This is a genomic window from Ammoniphilus soli, assembly GCF_040813775.1.
Genome location: NZ_JBEGDL010000013.1, coordinates 76,518 through 95,039, shown reverse-complemented (window position 1 = coordinate 95,039; position 18,522 = coordinate 76,518). Strand labels below are relative to the sequence as shown.

Sequence of the window (18,522 nt, the reverse complement as noted above, 5' to 3'; positions counted from 1 at the left end):
AGACCACTACCCTTTCATTAAAGTAATTCGGTTTTCACTACCAACTAACGGGGATCCATAGTATAATACCGGTTGCTTTCAATGGTAACCGTTTTTTCGTTACTCAACTATTAAAGAGTATAGTTGAGGTATAGCATATTGGTTCAGCAGTCAAAATTAATTAATACTTAATTTAAAAGGAGGTTTACTGATGAAAGAAGAGCAAAATTCTTTTCGCCCCGGTACGATCCTTTCGGCTGATGTAACGGTTAATCATTCAGAGGCAGTACGTGATTTTTACAAGAAAGTCATAGGATGGGAACATAGAGAATACAAAAGAGGAGATTATACCGACTATTTTATGATAACTACCGATGGACAGCCCGTGGCGGGTATTTGTCAAAGAGCAGGAAGTCTTGCTGATTTTCCCCCGGTGTGGCTCGTTTATTTTGGAGTTAAGGATTTAAAAGCAAGTCTGGAAGAATGTCGTAATCTTGGTGGTAAAGTCCTTTTTGAGCCTCAAGGTGAGGGTCGTGGCAGTTATGCTGTTATTGAATATCCTGAAGGAGCAATCTGTGCTCTCAGCCAAATATGAAATTTTACCCACTAACGAGGAAAACAAACGTGAATAAATTTTAACATATTACACAAATTATTTTCGACTGTCAACTATAGTAACGAAATGAGTGATTATTATAAATACATTTATTCAGAACCTAAATTTTGATTCAAAAGGTATATGGTGGGTTTTTCTGTTTGCTTCCGTTGTAATTCTTTTTATGTTATTCATGCCAAAACGCTTGAGAAAGAGTGAAATTTACTTTACTTTCGGCGTAGTTGGTTATGTCACAATGTTAATAGATGTTAACTTTATGTCAACCTACCTTGATGTATTTGATTTGGGAAGTAAAGCCCAAGTGGAAGGGATTGGAGACTTAATTAGTATGGCAATAATTCCTTCATGTCTGGCAGTTATTTATTTAAATTATCTTAGATGGGAAAAGAAGTGGCAATATGTTACTTTGTTTGTACTTATTTCTTTCTTCTTTGAATGGGTATTAGTTCAAGTTGGATACATGACATTAAAAGGATGGAAAACGTGGTGGTCTTTACCTGTATATTTTTTAATTTATGCGTACTGGTTGCCATGGCAGTTGCGTTTATTAAGGAATATAAATGGAACCAGAAAATTTGCATCATCGAATAAAATTAAACTAAATAAAATATTTAAAATGAAAATAAAAGAAAAAGCTAAGTAGTTAAAGCAAAGGAAATTGGTTGTCGGAGAGTCTAGATAAAAAATAACGGGAGTCAATTATGTCGTAAATGTATGTATTCCTTTCATCATGGAGATAAATGCCTCGGTTAACCTAGGATCCAATTGTGACCCCCGAGCATGAATGAGTTGATCAACAGCATGATCATAAGTTAAGGGCAATCGGTAAGCACGAATGCCTGTCATTGCTTCCCAAGTGTCAATAATGGACAAAATTCTGCATAGGTAGGGAATCTCACTATTTGAAATATGATCCGGATAGCCTAAACCATCCCACCGTTCATGATGCCATATTACTAGTTCCATGATCCTTTGATCCAAGCCAAAAGGTGCCAGGATTTCATAGCCCCAAATAGGGTGTTTCTTAATAATCTCAAATTCTTCAGTAGTTAATTTCCCTTTTTTATTGAGAATCTGTTGATCAATTTTAGTCTTTCCAATGTCATGCAGCCAGCTACCTATTTGTAGAATTTCCCGTTCATTATTGCTGAGTTGCAAATACTGAGCAAAAGAATTAGCCAAAATAGAAACCCGGTTAACGTGTTCTTTGGTATATGGATCATATTCAGAAGCAAAGTCATCGACCAGCAAGAATGAACACCTCTTTTTTAAAAAGCTTTATATTCATTGTAATTTAATCTACCTTATTGAAGACCGCATTTCTAACCGCAAGTAACCGCAATTTTTTAGGGGGCATTTCTCAAGTTGGGAATCGCATTTTAAACAACACAACGTAACTGATTGGTTTCACGATTCGATTAAACTAGTTCAGGAGTTACATTTTAGAGGTCATATAAAATTTACTAAGTTTGCTCATAGAGCGGAAGAACTACCGCAGAAAATATACGGTTTTCCCCATTAGATTTACGGTTTGATGGGGCCAGTTTTGGTATAAAATGTATTTAAGGAATTGTTTTAGAGAGAAGGTAGATTGCATTGTTTTATTGTATCTTTTGTAACGATCTTCATCCTATGGTATTATGTTCACAAAAGTTTATTACCGGTTTTAAAACCTATCCTTCCAATCAGAAGTATAACTTAGGGATTTGCAATGAGCATTCCTTTCATAGTAGAATAATAGACTCAATTCCCGCCTTTGACGGACAACAAAAATTTTCTTCAAAATAATGACATGTCATACACTTTTTGATAACGGAGCCATTGATGGTACAATCTATTTATACTGAGATTGAACGTGGTATCACTAGCAATTTCATAGATTTAGAACTTAAAAGGACTCTGCTCACTTTCGTAGATTTCAAAGCCAAGAGCGGCTTCCCCTTTGGGGAATTGACACTTCTTCACTACCATATGTTCGGCGGGGAATCAGAAGAAATATATAAGGCTGCAGCCTCGATTGAATCCATGATCCTTGCCTTGGACATATTAGATGATTTACAGGACAAAGATAATGGCAGCGCGCCCTGGAGTGGCATGCATACAGGCATTGCTATGAATGCAGCAACCGGACTATTGTCTTTAAGTTATAGGATAATAGAGAATGCTTCCTTCTCTGATGCACGGAAAAAGGACGCCATAAGCTATTTTCACACCTGTATCCTTCACGCCATGGATGGCCAGCATCGAGACTTAAGCGAATCAATCCGGAATGAAGAGGATTTAATCAATCTCATTCAGTTGAAATCCGGCTCTCTGACAGCAGCTGCATGCTTATTAGGCACTGCCCTCACAACTGGAGAACATCATCAGGAAGTAAAGGAATATTCAACGCATATCGGCATTGCCGCGCAAATTGCTAACGATATCGAAGATGTTTGCTGTTGGGAGAAAAAGAGCGATTTTCTGCATAAGAAAGTTACACTCCCAGTCCTATTCCTTCTTCAAAGCAAACACGAAGACTATCAAATAGTCAAACGGTATTATCAAGGATTGATTGAAGAGAAAGAGGTTCTTCATCGAAAACAAGAAATTGAAGCTTTGATCAAAAATTCAGGATCCCTGCAGTATGCTGCTGTCATTATGCGTGTTCACCAACTTAAAGCGATGGAACATATAAACCGACTCCCTCTATCTCAGCTGTGGAAAGAGAAGCTACTAAAAAACATCAACATGTGAACCGTAACCCCTCTGCGGAAAACCGCAATCAGCTTACGCGGTCAAAACGATAGTTAGTATGATAAAATATCTAATGGTATCATACTGTAGATCTTTATTCCTAGGAGGATCCAAAATGCTGAATAAGGTTGTCGAATATCTCAAGAGTAATAATGAAATTATCGAAAAGTTAAAGGATGGAACAGTGAACCTAGTCGGCCTAACTGAAGTGGAAAAACAAGCTGTGATGGACATCTTTATCACGAGCCAAGATACAGCGGCCTTATCGGTTAAAAAATACTGGTAATCAACCATGAACAGTCAGGATAATTTCCTGGCTTCTTTTTTTGAGGAAGGGGATTTTAATGGAAGTTGTCCGAAAGAATCTGGTTTTCTTAGCGTTTTTTTTGACTTTAATCCTCGCTGGCTATTTGGTTTTAGCCAGTCTAGATAAGATGTACATTGGAATTACAGTAGATAAGAACGAGAAAGGTTGGCAAGTGGCCCAGGTAGATAGTATCGGTTGGGCCCAATATAACGGAATTCGAAAGGGTGATTCCATCCTTTCATTAGACCTAAAGCCACCTGATGAACATCCTTCTATAATTAAATATGGGGTAGTGGAGAATATTAGTGAATTAGAATGGAGCCGCAATGGAGAAAAGAAACGACATACGGTTTCTGGATTGTTTTTGCCCCAATTGATGGTTTATCATATTGTGATTCCTGGGATTGTTTTCATGATCCTTTTCCTGCTTTCCTTATTTCTTTATTTCCGGAAAAGCAATGATCCTGCTGCAAGGATATTAATTTTGTTTTGTATCATTCTCGGGTTATGTTATTTGAGTGCTTCTGCTTCTGCACGAGTAGACCCGTTGGCACTCTTGCTCAATCGATTCACTTTCCTCGCGGTACCTGTTCTTTTTATACATTTTATCTATTGTTATTTCATTAGATATGGCATAAGGTTGCTCAGCAAAACTGTTTTAAGATATGTTTATTATATCAATGCGGCTGTTTTTGTCTTCCACACCCCGTTTCTTTTCATGGAATGGGGATCGTTGTATTCACTAGCAAAAAATACGTTGCTTGCTCTGTTTTCAATTAATATGTTTTTATGTATTTATATATTGAGTTCAAGTTATAAACGAATAAACTCCCTACCGGCGCTTAAACTGATGCTAAACGGGATCGCTTTTTCTTTTTCCCCATTTATCTTATTAGTTGCGATCCCAAGAATTCTCTTTGGAGTTGAAATCATCCCTGGATCCGTTGCGGCAGTGTTCTTGGTTATTTTACCCTTTCTATTTATTTACTTAATTACAACGGATCTTTTGTTTGATATCGATTTTTTCATTCACCGGCTGCGTTATTATGGATTGCTAGCTTTATTTTCAACGAGCCTGGTTCAAGTGGTAATGATCCCCGCAAACAATGACTGGCTACATTCGTTACAGGATACTTTGGCCATCTATTTTTCTACCGTCATTTTCCTGTATATAAAAGAGGAGCTAGATTATCGTTTTAGTTCCAAATTGTTCAAGCAAAAACACCAACTAAATGTGGCGATCGATCATTTTTTGAAAAAAATTACAAAATCCATGAAATTATCGGAGATGGAAGATCAGTTGACTCATGAATTCAAAAAAGTGCTCAATGTAAAGTCGGCCACGATATTGGAAATGGATAAATCAACTCTGGATGTACACGTGAGAAAGGAAGATCCAGAAAGTAAATTTAAGGACTATGGCTCAATTAGAAAGATATTCGACCGTTTTAGTTTCGAAACCGAGCTGGTTGAATTAGACAGTGAGGCATTCGTGAAGATAGGAGAAAAGAATAACCTGGTTTATTTTTTATTCCTAGAAGAAAAAAACAATCGTACTCGCTATAACAAAGATGAAATATTCTGGATTCAAACGGTGGCCCGCTACATTTCGATTATGTATGAAAACTTAAACCTGGTAGAGGTTTTGACTGAAGAGTTGGAAGGCGCTGTTCGTTCCAAAACATCTCCATGGGTTTCACGTCTGTTGTTTAGTTTGTCTGAAAAAGAAAGGCGCCTGCTAGCTGCTGATTTGCATGATTCTGCTCTACAGGACCAATTATTATGCTATCGCCAGCTCGAACCCTTATCACGGAATAATCGCATTCCTACTGACATCCAGTCGCAACTAAAAAACATTTCAGAGGCTTTACTCGACGTTGCCCACCAGATTCGTGAAACATGCAATGAGCTGCGCCCGCCGTTTATCAAAGAAATGGGGCTTCTTGAATCTTTAGAATCTTTATTTGAATATGCACGTCTACGTACAAACTATTCCGTTCAATTTGATGCGCAGAACTTCGACTCTGAATTGAACGATGAGCAGGCTCTAGCCTTATATCGAATCGTTCAAGAGTTGCTTACAAACGCAGCTAAACATTCTAAGGCTACTCAGGTATCCATGCACCTTTATAACAAAAGTAACCAAATTTATTTCCGATACCGGGACAACGGCATCGGTATGGATGTGGAACGATTTGAATTTTCTATACGTCATATGGGGCTTTCCGGAATCAAAGAGCGGGTACATTGTTTTGATGGGCGTGTAGAGTTAAATTCTATTCCGGGCGAAGGTTTAGAAATATTTCTCACTTTCCCCAATACTGAAAAAGTAATGTTAGGAGGGGCTTCAGTTGATTGATATTCTATTGGTGGATGACCACCTAGCGGTCGGTCAGGGTACAAAAATGATTTTAGAGAAAGAACCAGATATTAAAGTAACTGTTTTATCCTCTGGCGAAAAAGCTCTGGAATTATTAACTACAAAAGTATTTGATGTTATGCTTTTCGATTTAAATATGCCAGTCATCAATGGACTTGAATTGACTCGTAAAGTGATGGCCATCAATTCCGACACAACTGTACTCATTTATACTGGGTATGACATCCATCCACATTTTAATTATTTAATGGACGCTGGCGTATCCGGTTTTATTAGTAAGTCAGCTTCAAAAGAAGAACTTGTGACCTCCATCCGATGTGCTCTTAACGGACAGGCACTTATTCCTATAGCCCTTTTACAACAGCTTCGTCGAATGGATACAAGGATAACGGCAACCCCTGGCCAAAATCAAGCAGAGGAAATCACTATAAATGAGAAGGAACAAAGCATTCTCCAAGAAATTGCGAGAGGGAAGAGCAATAAAGAAGTAGCTCAAACGCTTTTTATGAGCCAACGAACAGTGGAATATTACTTGACCCGAATCTTTAACAAACTGAATGTTAAATCCCGAGGAGAAGCATTGGTGGAGGCGAAACGTTTACGCTTAATTCCAGAATTTATACAACAATAATTACATATTGAATTCCCAGTTACCAAGGCAGCGGCCAAACAAGTGATGGTGGATAAGAAAAAGCTAGAGTTCTTAATGAGGCACCTCCTCCGTTTGGTCCATCGGAAGAAAGTCTATCGTGAGGTCAAGAATCGAAGGAAAGATCAATCGGATCTGTATGTAATGATCAATGGAGCAGGAGGGTTCACACTTTGCAGAGCAGAGACATTCCCCTGCAGACACCATCAAGGAATCTCAAATCCCTCCACATGCTGCAGGTTGCAAGTGTTCAGTCCATATCGGAATCATGGATTATCTAACGGATGAGGAACGAAAACGGTATGGAATCACCACGTAGGCCGGCACGATTGTATCCTGAATGATCAAGGAAAGAGGGGAGAATATGGGGTTATTTGACTGGTTTAAATCAAAACCAAATCCGTCTCCAAAGACGGTGAAACCTACATCGTCTCAGCGAGAAACGGCACAACGTGAAAAGTCCGTTAAACCGAAACCGGATCTTTCTTTAGAAGCCACCGAGAAACGAGTGACAGACCTCAATAAATGGTTTGATCAGTTCTATATAATGGGTCTTAAAGCCAATGAGTGCTATGAAAAAGGGGAAGTAAAGAAGGCAAAAACCACCTTAGAGAAAGCCATCTTCCAGCTGGATAGCGATATCCCATCCCACTATCATATGTTGACCAATATCTATGACCAACTTCGGGATCAAGCCGGCTTGGAAAAATTGAAACAAAAGGCCATCCAAGAAATCACCAGAGATCGGAACGTCCAAAACGGAAGTAATATCAAGTTTGAACGGATATCTAAGGAAATTGACTTTATCTTGCGTTTGGACCAATTAGCCAAAGAAGTTCAAGGGTTTGTCTTAGATACACCTGGCATGAATCAAGCTGCACTCATCCGATGGATTACCCAGTCCTTCCAGTTAGAGTATCAGAAACCCAAACGAGTGTATGAACATACCTTGCAGCTCGGCTATATTCGGAAAGAAAAGCAAGGAAAGGTATATCAGCATTTTGCGGTGGAAGAAACGTTGTAATAAGAAAGAAGGGGAAGGAAGTTGAGTGAGAAGTTGAAACCCCAGAAAGAAGGGCAACCAGTGACCGTAGACATGGGTTTGGAGCATTTACTTGGACTTCTTCCTGAAGAATCCAAGAAAGAATTACGATCCCTGTTGAACAGCGGAAGGGAATTCAACCTCCCCTATGATTATGACCAAATGTTTAAGGGTTATCGGAAACAGTGGTCGGAGGAGTAACTTCAGCTAAAACTTGGCTTATTGTGGTAACGGGATTCTTTACTTGATTAAACTATGGCTGCCAAACGTTGGCAGCCTAATGTCTTTTTTTCTGGAATTACATCCTCATTTGTAATTTTGATATTTATATATGGCATAACCAGAGCCATGGCTGTTCCTTTTGCTGTTGACCTTCCTGTATAGACTATGAAATAGTCTTTTCCAAAAAAGGAGCGCACCGATATGATAGTCTTGGAAGGTCTCGGTAACTTTTATAACAAGGATAAGACCGCTTTAGCTAACCTGACCAAACGAGTTCTGGTACTGCTCAAACGCAAAATAGTCCGCTTTTTCTTCAAAATTTAAATTTCGATAGTCCTTCGTCAGGCGAGCCTCTTTTTTCAGCTTGCTTTGGTAAGTTTGTAGGACCTGATTTTTATCGGCATTGATATAAGGCAAGGCATCCAATAGGTGAGAGAATTCATGAAATAAAATGAAATAGGGAAGTGCCCTTTTTGGAATATGATAGGTAGCCATCACTTCTTGTTCATTTGTGGTGATATGTCCGTCATAAGGGATTTGTATTAAAATCGTGGCTTTTCTGCGACGACGTTCCACTACTACTGAGCCGCCGTAAAAAGGCCCCCATGAGACGTGAAGCAAACATGGGATGGAGAGGTTCATGCGGGTAGATAAAAGGCTTAATTGGTCTTGAAGCCGTTTATTCCAAACACGTAACCTTAATTTTCGCCACTTTAAGCTAAGTAAGATCTTGTCCACGATTAATCACCCCTTTTGCCCCAATTTACAATGATATGTGGAATATGAACAAGTTGAAAAATAAGGAATTGGACTTCAGTCCCTATAATCATCTCAGGGATATCGGACTTTATTGTATGTTTGAAGTTATAAAGCAAGAGGTGATGTCGTCGATGCCTGCATAAAAAGCACATATTTGGAGGAACTTAAAATTATTGGAAATAATTACATGGGTTCTAGTTATATCAAGGAAGGAGTTAATCTAAATGAATTGGGCAGGTTGGCCATTAGATCGAATAACGATTTTATTTGTAAGTCTTGCCTTTATGATGATAGGGATTCAAGTCACAATGTTTCATTATCGTCAAAACTTTCATCATAAATCCATGTGGCTTCCTGTTATCTCAGCGCCTATTTTTTTTATAGTAGGAGTAGCGTTAACTTTCTATAGGGTGAACTGGCTTTCTACTCTTTTTTTTGTGTTGATGTGGATTGGCTTAATTGATGGGCTGATTGGCTTTTACTTTCACTTTAGAGGTGTGGGGATTCGGGTTGGCGGATGGGCACTCCGAAACTTTTTAATCGGCCCGCCAATCATACTCCCTTTGATGTTTACGGCCATGAGTGCTCTTGGTTTGATTGCCTTATATTGGAGGTGAAGCTAATGACTAGCAAATCCCATTACTCCTCATATGATGTCATGGAGCAAAAAGATCATTGGGATGACCATACGCAGCAAGTGGTATCATCTAGGTTAAAAAACAATATTGGGTTTCGGTTCTTGCAGGATACCGAGGTTCACATGTTGCGAAAGATTTGCTCTCTATTAGTTGGAGATGAAAGAGAGGAGATCCTTCAATTCATGCTGCATCACTTTGATGATACGCTCCATTCTTCGGTTGGAGAAGGCCAGCGGAAAACAGGCGTTCCGAAAGCTCAGGTTCTAATTCGTAAAGGTCTACAGGCGATTGATCAAGCATCCCGGGACTTACACACTGTCCGTTTTATTCAACTCGATAAGAAAGCTCAGGTTCAGTTATTAATTGAAATCAGCGAATCAAAGGCCGTTTCCATACCTGAGTGGGACAGCATTCCGCAAAAAGAGCTTTTCAAAAAACTGCTTACTCTCTCAAAAGAATCCTATTATTCTCATCCCACCGTTTGGTCAGAAATAGGGTACGGCGGTCCTGCTTATCCGCGAGGTTATGTTCGAACACAATTGGGACAATTAGATCCTTGGGAGGCACAACCAGATGATGAATCGTAAATATCAGAGTGAAGTGGTGGATGCAGTCATTGTGGGTGCCGGTGCAGCGGGAGGGGTAATTGCGAAGGAGTTAAGTGAGGCGGGGATGAAGGTTGTTGTGCTGGATGCAGGCCCCATGTGGGACCCCCAGCACGACTTTGCGAGCGACGAGCTTGAAATGAAAAGGCTGGGATGGCAAGAAACGAGAATCGTGGATGGCCAAAATCCATTGCAAATGGGACATAACAACAGTGGGCGTGGGATTGGAGGGGGAACTAGCCATTTTACCGGTGTATTCCTTCGCTTTCATGATGCTGACTTTAAGGCAAGGAGTCTTGATGGCGTTGCCGACGACTGGCCAATCGAATACGAAGATTTAGCCCCTTATTACGACAAAATTGAAAAGGAAATAGCCGTTTCGGGTCCTAAACATTTCCCTTGGGGGAATTTTCATGGACCTTATCCGTATCCTGAAAGAGAACCATTAAGTCCGAATGCTTACATGTTTCAAAATGGATGTGCAAATCTTGGGATTGAAAGTGTAGTAGCACCATTGGCCATTCTCTCTGCCCCTTTTGAAGACCGTCCTCCTTGCATCAATCGCGGGTTTTGCAACCAAGGGTGTATGCCCAATGCCAAGTTTAGCACCTTGATTGTACATATTCCAAAGGCGATTTCTGCGGGGGCTGAGGTGCTGCCCAATTGCATGGTCACTCAAATCTTAATGGATCGGAATGGACGAGCGAAAGGGGTAGAGTTTATTCATGAAGGCAAAACCTATAAGCAGGAAGCGAAATTAGTCATCCTGTCTGCCTTTGTTGTAGAAACTCCGCGATTGTTGCTGAATTCCTTCAACGCTCCATTTCCAAATGGTTTAGCCAACAGCAGCGGATGGGTAGGAAAAGCTTTTATGCCCCATAGCAGCCATGATGTGTACGGGAAATTTGATGATGAAATTCGCTTGTATAAGGGCACTCCTGTTTTAGCAACCACACAGGAATTTTATCGCACCAATCCTAAACATGATTTCGTCAGGGGATATACGCTTCATGCCCATGGGGCCAGACCTCTTGAGTTTATTAATGGCGTTTCCAATTCACAGAATAAAGGGCTTCTCTGGGGACAAGCATTGCGTCAAGTCGCTCTGGATTATAATTATTATGGACGAGTTACCTTAGTAGGTGAAGTTCTTCCCAACGAAAAAAACACCATCACCTTGGCTGACGAAAAAGATGAGTATGGCTTGCCGCGTGCAAAGGTGACATTCAGCTATGGGGAAAATGATCAAAAACTAATCAATCACGCAGTAAAAAAAATGAGCGACATTATCGAGGCAGCTGGCGGGAAACCGGAATTTATCGTAGAGGATACAGCCCATTTGATGGGTGGATGCCGAATGGGGAATGATCCGAACACGTCTGTCGTCAATTCCTTCGGTCAAACGCATGACATTCCGAATCTGTTTATAAGCGATGCAAGTATCTTCGTTACTTCCGGTGGAGGAAACCCAACGAATACGGTCATGGCATTAGCGGCAAGAACGGCTGATTATATTAAAGATAAGGCTTTAACATTGGAGATTTAACGCTTTACCCAGTTCATATAAAGACTGGGGAGTTTTTGTCTATAATAATTTTAGGTGCGAAAATACTTCAAAAACAAGTGATGTGTTGTAGGCAGATAGAAGTGTTTGGAATCAAACGGATGTGTTTGATGAACGTGAGCTTTGGGGCGATATAATTGGTCTAGGGTGGATATGGTATACGACGGTTAATGGTAGGACTCCACATTCCCACTACTATTCCGGTAAAACCACAGGGTAACTGTTTGATGTTATACCAATAAACGATTAAAGGCTTACGAATTGACGTAAGCCTCTAAATATTATGTTATTAGTACTAACTCATTCTTTCTTCCAGAGGAGAAAGAAAACATTTTCGTCAATAATATCGTCCCGAACTGGTTTTACAACGCCTTGGTTTAATTGTCTTGTTATATTAGGTTTAGATCCTTATTAAGTCATAGACCGCAATAGGCTGAACAATGTAAGGTCCAACGTGGGTTCAATCTTAATAGTAAACTAAAACAGAATGTTCTTTTGAGAGCATAGGTAATAAGTGTTACTTTAAACTGTATGTTTGAAATTTCTGAAAGATGATGTTGAAAAAAATAATTTGAAGTCAGCTTTTTCGGTACAGGTTGAGAGGTAACATTTACAATTCGGTTCATTTATTTTTCTAACGTGAGGAACAGTAAGGACTTTCAAACCATCTTTCACATGACGTTTGCATACGAATAACATTTCTTATTTCCCCCTTTAAACCAAAGATAAAGATGACCTTAAAGTATATTTCATTATTATGATAATGATAACTTTTTTCATTAGAAAAATTCATGAAATTTATTCGAATTGGGTAAATAGGTTTTGGTTAAGAGATAATTAATATGGTTCCTCTTTTGAAAAACAACAGTCAGATTATTTAACGATATTGGTACAAAATAACATATGAACGGGCTATAGTATAGTTATCAGAGTGGCACCCCTACTCTGGTTACTCTCCTATCCATATTCACCACCTTCATCTTGGAGGTGGTTTTTTCTTTTCCTAGCAAGGAGAAGTCCGAATCCAAGCCAATCGCAAAGACGATAAGGTATGCATTCGGATCATAGACCAAGGGTGTGGAATCCCAAAAGATGAATTATCTAAAATCGGTAACCCGTTCTTTACTACCAAAGAAAATGGAACCGGATTAGGCGTAATGGTTTCACAGCGTATTATCCAAAACCATGAAGGACACATGCGGATTGAAAGTGAAGTTGGCAAAGGAACTACGGTGGAAGTCATTTTACCATTCGCCAGATAGGCATTTTTTAATAACTATGTTTAAAATCTCTTTTATTAAGCTAAAAATAAAATACAACTTATATGGTTACTTTGAAAAAAGGGGTACACATCCCCCAGCAAACTATGTCCGAATTACCGAAGTTGCCAACCAGACCAATTTGTTAAAGGGTTCTTACGTTTAATTACGTAGGAACCCTTTTGTTTTAATGATTAGAGTGTTTTTTATTGTTTATTATTCATCTTCATTTTATATAAATTATCGTATTCCTTGGCAATTATTCCATGCAACGGATGATCTTTATTGATTTTAGTGTAATACGTAATGGTTTGATCTAAACCGTCATTCTTAATAGAATTTTGAAGCGCTGCAGCTTCAGCATCTTCCGGCTCGTCAAATAATAATGCAGCTGCAATCGCTGTAGGAATATGAGTAACGGTTAAATGGCAATGAAACATTTCCATTGCAGGAGCGACCAACCGATCATGTGGAGAAAGTTTTCGAATAGGGGAGCGGCCTACACGTACAACTTCATCTGAAATGTAAGGGTTTTTAAATCGTTTAATAATTTTATCGATATAAAATTCATGATTTTCTTTATCAAATCCATGTTTGTGCTGAAGAAGCTGACCCGTTTCGTGCAAAACCTGCTTTGCCTTTTCTAAAATAAAGGGGTCTTGGATGGCTTCGCTAATGGTTTTAAATCCTAAAAGATAGCCAAGGTACGCGATCACTGCGTGACCCGTATTGACCGTAAAAAGTTTTCGTTCGATATAAGGTGTCAAATCATTAACAAAAGTAACTCCTTGTATGGAAGGAATATTCCCCATTACCTGGGATTGATTAACAACCCATTCGTAAAATGGCTCAACAGAAACGGTTAAGATGTCTTCGTTTTTTTGAAGAGGAACAATACGATCGACAGCAGCATCGGGAAATCCGATGAGTTTTTTTGTTTTCTCCTTGTCTTGTTCTTCAAGACTTTCGTATACATGCTCTTTTAATTGAGTGCTTCCACCGATGGCGTTTTCACAGGCGATAATATTCAGCGGAGAGGAGGATTCGCTGATTCGTTTCGAAATTCCTGCTGCAATGGCAGGGGCGATGAACGGGAGAATGTTTACTCCCACTGCGGTCGTCACCAAATCTGCTTTGGCGATTTCTTGTGCTATGTCTTCAACGTTCTTTCCATTAATGGCTCGGACATTTTGAATGAGAAATGATTCTTTTACTTCAGAGGCCAGGACGACTTTATAACCCCGCTTATCATTTATGGCATCGATAATCTCTTGATTGACATCCACGAAACAAACTTCAAATCCGGATTGATGGAGCAACTGTCCGATAAATCCTCTTCCGATATTTCCAGCACCAAAATGAACAGCTAACATTATACCGTTTCTCCTTCAAAAATTTGCATGATTTCTTCTTTGCTGACAGCTTGGACAATTTTATTAACATTTTCCATATCTGAACAGACAATGGCAATTTTAGATAATATCTCTAAATGTTCATTACCCACTGCTGCAATCCCGATCACTAGACGTGCTACGTTTCCATTGCCGAAATCAACGCCATCGGGAATTTGAACAATCGAGATTCCTGTTGAACGAATATGGGGCTTCGCATCCTCCGTTCCATGAGGAATCGCTACGCCATTGTCCATATAGGTAGTTGTTAAATTTTCCCGTTCGATCATCATCTGGATATAATCTTCACCAATGTGCCCAGCTTGAACTAGCAATTTTCCTGCATGTTTTATGGCTTCATACTTATCGCTGATCTGTGCATTTAATTCGATTTTTTCCAATGTGAGAATGGAATGATTACTTGATTCATCATTCATTTCCTTGCCGTTATCGTTCTGTTCTTTGAATTCACTAGGATCCCTGGAGAGAAATTCTACCAGTTCATCGTATCTTGGACTGTTAAGAAAATTATCTACCGAAACATGTTCCGCTTTTGGATTTTTCGCCTTGGCACGATCTGTCAATGTTTTTTGGGTGATTACAATATCCGCTCCATCCGGTATATCGTTAATGGCTTTGTTTATGACTTCAATCTTAATGCCTGCCTCTTTAAATTTTTTGCGAAGGATCGAAGCCCCCATGGCGCTTGAACCCATTCCTGCGTCACAAGCGAAAACTACAAGATCAACATCGCGTTTATGAATGGCTGGGATCATTTCGTTGTATCTTTCATTGACGGTTTCCATGATTCGTTCGTTGACCGTTTCTTTCTTTTTTCCTTTCAATTCTTGGACTTTTGCTGTAGCGTCTTCCAGTTCCTCATCACTAATGGATTTCATACTTGTTTTAAGAATAAGGGAAGCAACAAGAAAGGATACGATTGCTGCAACAACGACTCCGGCTAATACAGGGAACAATCCACCCTTTGGCGCCATGGCCATTAAAGCAAAAATGCTTCCGGGAGATGGCACAGCAACTAATCCTGCACCAAGCAATTGAAAGATAAAGGTTCCGCTTATACCGCCAGCGATAACTGCTATAATCAGCCTAGGATTCATCAGGACATATGGAAAATAGATTTCGTGAATCCCACCTAAAAAATGGATCACTACTGCCCCTGGAGCAGACTGTTTTGCCGCACCTCTTGCAAAAAGGGCATAAGCTAATAAGAGACCTAATCCCGGACCGGGGTTTGGTTCCAGCAGGAAGAAAATCGCTTGTCCCGTTTCTGATGCTTGCTGCAATCCAATTGGACTCAATATCCCGTGATTAATCGCATTATTTAAGAATAAGATTTTTGCCGGTTCAATAATCAGGTTCGCTAGAGGCAGTAACCCAATATCGACAATCGCCTGCACTCCTGATGCCAAAGTATTGCTCAACGACTGAACAATAGGACCAATGATCTGAAAAGAAAGCAATGTTAAAGCACTTGCGATAATTCCGGCAGAGAAGTTATTGACAAGCATCTCAAATCCTGATTTTATTTTGCCTTCGATAGCTTGGTCAAATTTTTTGATTACCCATCCGCCAAGAGGTCCCATTAGCATGGCACCTATAAACATCGGAATGTCCGTACCGACAATCACACCCATTGTGGCAACGGCGCCAACCACGCCCCCTCTAATATCATGAACCATTTTTCCTCCGGTGTATCCGATCAAGAGGGGCAATAAATAGGTAATCATAGGGCCTACTAATTTAGCCAAATTTTCATTAGGTATCCATCCTGTAGGAATAAACAATGCAGTAATAAGTCCCCAAGCAATAAATGCACCTATATTCGGCATAACCATACCACTCAGAAACCTGCCAAATTTTTGCACTCGGACTCTTACGTCTTCTTTCCCGTTATCCATGGCAACCTCCCATCAGTATTACAAATGAAAATGATATAAGTTTAGTATCTGGTATCATTTGTAGTTTAATACACGTACAAAAAGAGTCGCCCAAGATCAGATCTAATAGGATCCTAGCTTTACTCGAAAATGAAAAAGTAAACATTGTAAGTAATGAAGAAATTAGCTTATATGTCCGTTTTACAAATAAATGTGGAGGAACTTTTATGGGGACATTTATTTCAATTTTATTACCAGAATCTGGTCTAACGAGGAGATTGAACGTGAGCTTGAGGGGCTGCCGTAATAATAAAAACTTAAAATGAAAAAAGATCAGCCAGAAAAAACTGGCTGACCTCATACATAATACAATGGCATTTCATGTTTTCCGTTGCCCGATCGTCATCTTCATCGTCTGATGGCCCACGATTCTCGCTTCTCTTCCTTTTTGCTGATGGTTTTCCTCGAACTGCAGGGAGGATTAATCGTTTTATTGTTTGACTGCACATGGAGGAAAACTCCATTTCTTTATTTTTAAGAGCCATAATATCCTTGTAGATTTCTTGGCGCAAAGGTAAATTTGTGGTTCTCATGTAAAATTCAATCAGTGGCATCATCCGTTGGGTGATATGCTCCTGTCTTCGTTCAATCAATTCGGCGCGGTCTAATTTCAATCTCCGGATGGTCAGCTTTGCCCGATCATTTCCTGGTTCCGGTACAGGAATGGGACCAAGAAAAATGATTTGCTTTTCCGGTTTGTCTGTAAAGGGATTGAGTAGCGGCATCTGTGGACAATGATAATCTCCTTTAGATTGGTTGCACCTTCTGCAGGCTATGGTTAGATTCTCCCATGAGAAAGTCTTGGAGGGCACCTTGCTTTTCGGTTCGATATGCTCAATATCCCCATAATCCGTGTGGGTCAGCTTGCTTTCACAATAAGCGCATTTATGTTGGGTTTCTTTCAATAGGGCTTCTTTGATGATTGGAAGCCGATAGCGCTTCACGATCCAATCGGGCATTTTTTCGCCTCTTTGTACATAATCCAGCCATTCCCGTGTCCACTTCACTTCGTTTTCTCTCAGAATCTCGGGTTTGGCAGTCTTTTTCAGGGAAATCATGGTGATTCCCCTTCCTGAACATACTGAAGGGCCTGGGGGAGATATTCCGAAAGACCTAGTATAGAAAGTTCTCGCTTTAAACAAATATAGCTTTCCAATGTCATTTCACTATTTTTGAAGTTTTCCAGTACTTGGGCCAGGGATTCTTCAACCCAAGACGGCATCGTTACGGTAACCCCCAAGACATCCCGGAAAATTTGCGTGGCGTTTGCTGCGCAATGTAAAGATTCAAGCTTATGGCTTTCTACTAGGTTGTTTTCGTTGTAGGAAAGTGCATATACATAGGCGTCCCTGACTGAATTGACCATGAGGGGGCTATGGGTCGAGATGATGAACTGCGCATGCGGAAATGCTTGCAAAAGCTTGGGGAGAAGACCTCTTTGAATCGAGGCGTGGAGATGGTTTTCCGCTTCATCAATGAGAACCAAGAAAGGTTCCGTTTCACCGGCACCAACCATGTAGATGTGCCAGGCTAAATCGATAATCGAACCAAGCCCGGCGGATGCGGCATCGAGCAGGAATTCTCCGCTTGCTGTTTTTAATACAACCTCCCCATCCCGAACAATTATAGTTTGAAACCCTAAGGTGGGGGGGAGTAAAATCTTCAATACATCGATAAAACCTAAAAAAAACTGCATTGCGTCTTTCGTTTGTGCTGCAGAGTCATTGCCCTCGCCAATAACAGCCAGTCTGACCAGCGACTCTTTAATCTGCCGTCTTCCCATCATGCCCGTTTTCAAAGATCCCTTGATGTGGGTCCGGATGGAAACGCTCTCTACCTTTTGGTAAGAATCAAGCGGGATATAGGAAGGGATAAGAAATCCTCTTGCTGGGTACAGGAGAGCGGGACTGAAAGTGATGGAATACAAAGGAGATGAAGACTGATCGGGAACCTGAAGGTCCAATAAGGACCCGTTGGCTAAAGTTATCGTTCCGATTTGGGACTTTATGGACTGCTTCTGTTGACTCGGATTCCGTTGCAAGGTGACTTGAATGCGGTTCGTTCCAGTGGGTTTTGATGGAGTGGCCAATTCGTAAGATTCGCTTCCGATCAATTTGCTCAAAATACGCAGAATCGTGCTTTTCCCCGCCCCATTTTTCCCAGTCAGGACCGTTAAACGGGGGTGCCATTCGATGTCCACGTTCTCAAACTGATTCCAGTTTTTTAATTGAAAGTTTTTTATAATCATGATCGTTCTCCCTAGCAAACTATTATACTCTTTCTATAATAAATATATGAATTCCGGGATTCATTGCGTCACCTAAAAACGGAATAAAAGTAAAAATGGTAGAATGCATAGCAAAAAAGTATACCGTTTCGAAAAATAGGTTCCCTGGTTTACACTAGTTTAATTTTTT

Annotated in this window: 19 protein-coding genes; 13 read left to right on the top strand and 6 right to left on the bottom strand. The window is 40.1% G+C overall.

All coding sequences use genetic code 11. The features are described from left to right. Nucleotides 1-190: 190 nt before the first annotated feature. Together ABLT31_RS22750 and ABLT31_RS22745 are read left to right on the top strand one after the other, a co-directional pair. The gene (locus ABLT31_RS22750; RefSeq protein WP_367756012.1) at nt 191-574 is read left to right on the top strand and encodes a VOC family protein; all 384 of its coding nucleotides are present in this window, start codon (nt 191-193) and stop codon (nt 572-574) included. A gap of 193 nt (nt 575-767) precedes the next feature. Continuing rightward, the gene (locus ABLT31_RS22745; RefSeq protein ID WP_367756010.1) at nt 768-1,238 is read left to right on the top strand and encodes a hypothetical protein; all 471 of its coding nucleotides are present in this window, start codon (nt 768-770) and stop codon (nt 1,236-1,238) included. 56 nt (nt 1,239-1,294) lie between these two features. Here the strand turns inward: ABLT31_RS22745 and ABLT31_RS22740 are convergent, their stop codons facing one another. Then, the gene (locus tag ABLT31_RS22740; RefSeq protein WP_367756008.1) at nt 1,295-1,846 is read right to left on the bottom strand and encodes an HD-GYP domain-containing protein; all 552 of its coding nucleotides are present in this window, start codon (nt 1,844-1,846) and stop codon (nt 1,295-1,297) included. A gap of 573 nt (nt 1,847-2,419) precedes the next feature. Between ABLT31_RS22740 and ABLT31_RS22735 the strand changes: the two genes are divergently transcribed. The 7 genes from ABLT31_RS22735 (at nt 2,420) to ABLT31_RS22705 (ending at nt 7,910) form a co-directional block, all read left to right on the top strand. Then, entirely contained in the window at nt 2,420-3,331 is a 912-nt protein-coding gene (locus tag ABLT31_RS22735) for a polyprenyl synthetase family protein (protein ID WP_367756006.1), read from the top strand. A gap of 115 nt (nt 3,332-3,446) precedes the next feature. After that, complete coding sequence (gene comX / locus ABLT31_RS22730; protein WP_367756004.1) at nt 3,447-3,617, top strand: competence pheromone ComX; 171 nt, start codon at nt 3,447-3,449, stop codon at nt 3,615-3,617. Between the two features lie 58 nt (nt 3,618-3,675). Beyond that, nucleotides 3,676-5,997: a sensor histidine kinase gene (locus ABLT31_RS22725; protein ID WP_367756002.1), complete on the top strand. Its 2,322-nt coding sequence runs from the start codon at nt 3,676-3,678 to the stop codon at nt 5,995-5,997. Beyond that, nucleotides 5,990-6,649 carry a response regulator gene (locus tag ABLT31_RS22720; protein ID WP_367756000.1) on the top strand — a complete coding sequence of 220 codons (660 nt, stop codon included), beginning with the start codon at nt 5,990-5,992 and terminating at the stop codon, nt 6,647-6,649. Before ABLT31_RS22725 ends, ABLT31_RS22720 begins: the two co-directional genes overlap by 8 nt. 169 nt (nt 6,650-6,818) lie before the next feature. Then, nucleotides 6,819-6,986 (top strand): hypothetical protein, encoded by a 168-nt coding sequence (locus ABLT31_RS22715; RefSeq protein WP_367755998.1) that lies wholly within the window; start codon nt 6,819-6,821, stop codon nt 6,984-6,986. 21 nt (nt 6,987-7,007) lie between these two features. Next, complete coding sequence (locus tag ABLT31_RS22710; RefSeq protein ID WP_367755996.1) at nt 7,008-7,691, top strand: hypothetical protein; 684 nt, start codon at nt 7,008-7,010, stop codon at nt 7,689-7,691. A gap of 21 nt (nt 7,692-7,712) precedes the next feature. Then, the gene (locus ABLT31_RS22705; RefSeq protein ID WP_367755994.1) at nt 7,713-7,910 is read left to right on the top strand and encodes a hypothetical protein; all 198 of its coding nucleotides are present in this window, start codon (nt 7,713-7,715) and stop codon (nt 7,908-7,910) included. Nucleotides 7,911-8,183: 273 nt separating this feature from the next. Here ABLT31_RS22705 and ABLT31_RS22700 read toward each other — a convergent pair whose 3' ends face one another. Beyond that, nucleotides 8,184-8,669 carry a hypothetical protein gene (locus ABLT31_RS22700; RefSeq protein ID WP_367755992.1) on the bottom strand — a complete coding sequence of 162 codons (486 nt, stop codon included), beginning with the start codon at nt 8,667-8,669 and terminating at the stop codon, nt 8,184-8,186. Nucleotides 8,670-8,914: 245 nt separating this feature from the next. Here ABLT31_RS22700 and ABLT31_RS22695 point away from each other — a divergent pair, with 245 nt between their 5' ends. The 4 genes from ABLT31_RS22695 to ABLT31_RS22680 all read left to right on the top strand — a co-directional run bounded on the left by ABLT31_RS22695 (nt 8,915) and on the right by ABLT31_RS22680 (nt 12,759). Further along, nucleotides 8,915-9,307: a hypothetical protein gene (locus ABLT31_RS22695; protein WP_367755990.1), complete on the top strand. Its 393-nt coding sequence runs from the start codon at nt 8,915-8,917 to the stop codon at nt 9,305-9,307. Between the two features lie 5 nt (nt 9,308-9,312). Beyond that, the gene (locus ABLT31_RS22690) at nt 9,313-9,915 is read left to right on the top strand and encodes a gluconate 2-dehydrogenase subunit 3 family protein (RefSeq protein ID WP_367755988.1); all 603 of its coding nucleotides are present in this window, start codon (nt 9,313-9,315) and stop codon (nt 9,913-9,915) included. Further along, nucleotides 9,902-11,479, top strand: a complete 1,578-nt coding sequence (locus ABLT31_RS22685; protein WP_367755986.1) for a GMC family oxidoreductase — start codon at nt 9,902-9,904, stop codon at nt 11,477-11,479. The genes ABLT31_RS22690 and ABLT31_RS22685 overlap by 14 nt, the downstream gene beginning before the upstream one ends. A 1,040-nt stretch (nt 11,480-12,519) precedes the next feature. After that, the gene (locus ABLT31_RS22680) at nt 12,520-12,759 is read left to right on the top strand and encodes an ATP-binding protein (RefSeq protein ID WP_367756147.1); all 240 of its coding nucleotides are present in this window, start codon (nt 12,520-12,522) and stop codon (nt 12,757-12,759) included. Between the two features lie 203 nt (nt 12,760-12,962). On the opposite strand, the gene ABLT31_RS22675 is transcribed toward ABLT31_RS22680, so the two are convergent. The 4 genes from ABLT31_RS22675 to ABLT31_RS22660 all read right to left on the bottom strand — a co-directional run bounded on the left by ABLT31_RS22675 (nt 12,963) and on the right by ABLT31_RS22660 (nt 18,353). Then, complete coding sequence (locus ABLT31_RS22675; RefSeq protein WP_367755984.1) at nt 12,963-14,129, bottom strand: mannitol-1-phosphate 5-dehydrogenase; 1,167 nt, start codon at nt 14,127-14,129, stop codon at nt 12,963-12,965. Beyond that, entirely contained in the window at nt 14,129-16,066 is a 1,938-nt protein-coding gene (locus ABLT31_RS22670) for a PTS mannitol transporter subunit IICBA (RefSeq protein WP_367755982.1), read from the bottom strand. Before ABLT31_RS22670 ends, ABLT31_RS22675 begins: the two co-directional genes overlap by 1 nt. Nucleotides 16,067-16,362: 296 nt before the next feature. Further along, a complete protein-coding gene (locus ABLT31_RS22665; RefSeq protein ID WP_367755980.1) occupies nt 16,363-17,163 on the bottom strand; it encodes an HNH endonuclease in 801 nt (266 codons plus the stop codon). After that, the gene (locus tag ABLT31_RS22660) at nt 17,160-18,353 is read right to left on the bottom strand and encodes an AAA family ATPase (RefSeq protein ID WP_367755978.1); all 1,194 of its coding nucleotides are present in this window, start codon (nt 18,351-18,353) and stop codon (nt 17,160-17,162) included. Before ABLT31_RS22660 ends, ABLT31_RS22665 begins: the two co-directional genes overlap by 4 nt. Nucleotides 18,354-18,522: the final 169 nt, after the last annotated feature.

Excerpts from the sequence above, each read along its gene's own strand:
- ABLT31_RS22745 (WP_367756010.1), top strand. The coding sequence starts at position 768 with ATGCCAAAACGCTTGAGAAAGAGTGAAATTTACTTTACTTTCGGCGTA.
- ABLT31_RS22725 (WP_367756002.1), top strand. The coding sequence starts at position 3,676 with ATGGAAGTTGTCCGAAAGAATCTGGTTTTCTTAGCGTTTTTTTTGACT.
- ABLT31_RS22675 (WP_367755984.1), bottom strand. The coding sequence starts at position 14,129 with ATGTTAGCTGTTCATTTTGGTGCTGGAAATATCGGAAGAGGATTTATC.
- ABLT31_RS22670 (WP_367755982.1), bottom strand. The coding sequence starts at position 16,066 with ATGGATAACGGGAAAGAAGACGTAAGAGTCCGAGTGCAAAAATTTGGC.
- ABLT31_RS22750 (WP_367756012.1), top strand. The coding sequence starts at position 191 with ATGAAAGAAGAGCAAAATTCTTTTCGCCCCGGTACGATCCTTTCGGCT.
- ABLT31_RS22685 (WP_367755986.1), top strand. The coding sequence starts at position 9,902 with ATGATGAATCGTAAATATCAGAGTGAAGTGGTGGATGCAGTCATTGTG.
- ABLT31_RS22710 (WP_367755996.1), top strand. The coding sequence starts at position 7,008 with ATGATCAAGGAAAGAGGGGAGAATATGGGGTTATTTGACTGGTTTAAA.
- ABLT31_RS22690 (WP_367755988.1), top strand. The coding sequence starts at position 9,313 with ATGACTAGCAAATCCCATTACTCCTCATATGATGTCATGGAGCAAAAA.
- ABLT31_RS22715 (WP_367755998.1), top strand. The coding sequence starts at position 6,819 with ATGGAGCAGGAGGGTTCACACTTTGCAGAGCAGAGACATTCCCCTGCA.
- comX (WP_367756004.1), top strand. The coding sequence starts at position 3,447 with ATGCTGAATAAGGTTGTCGAATATCTCAAGAGTAATAATGAAATTATC.
- ABLT31_RS22735 (WP_367756006.1), top strand. The coding sequence starts at position 2,420 with ATGGTACAATCTATTTATACTGAGATTGAACGTGGTATCACTAGCAAT.
- ABLT31_RS22695 (WP_367755990.1), top strand. The coding sequence starts at position 8,915 with ATGAATTGGGCAGGTTGGCCATTAGATCGAATAACGATTTTATTTGTA.
- ABLT31_RS22660 (WP_367755978.1), bottom strand. The coding sequence starts at position 18,353 with ATGATTATAAAAAACTTTCAATTAAAAAACTGGAATCAGTTTGAGAAC.
- ABLT31_RS22665 (WP_367755980.1), bottom strand. The coding sequence starts at position 17,163 with ATGATTTCCCTGAAAAAGACTGCCAAACCCGAGATTCTGAGAGAAAAC.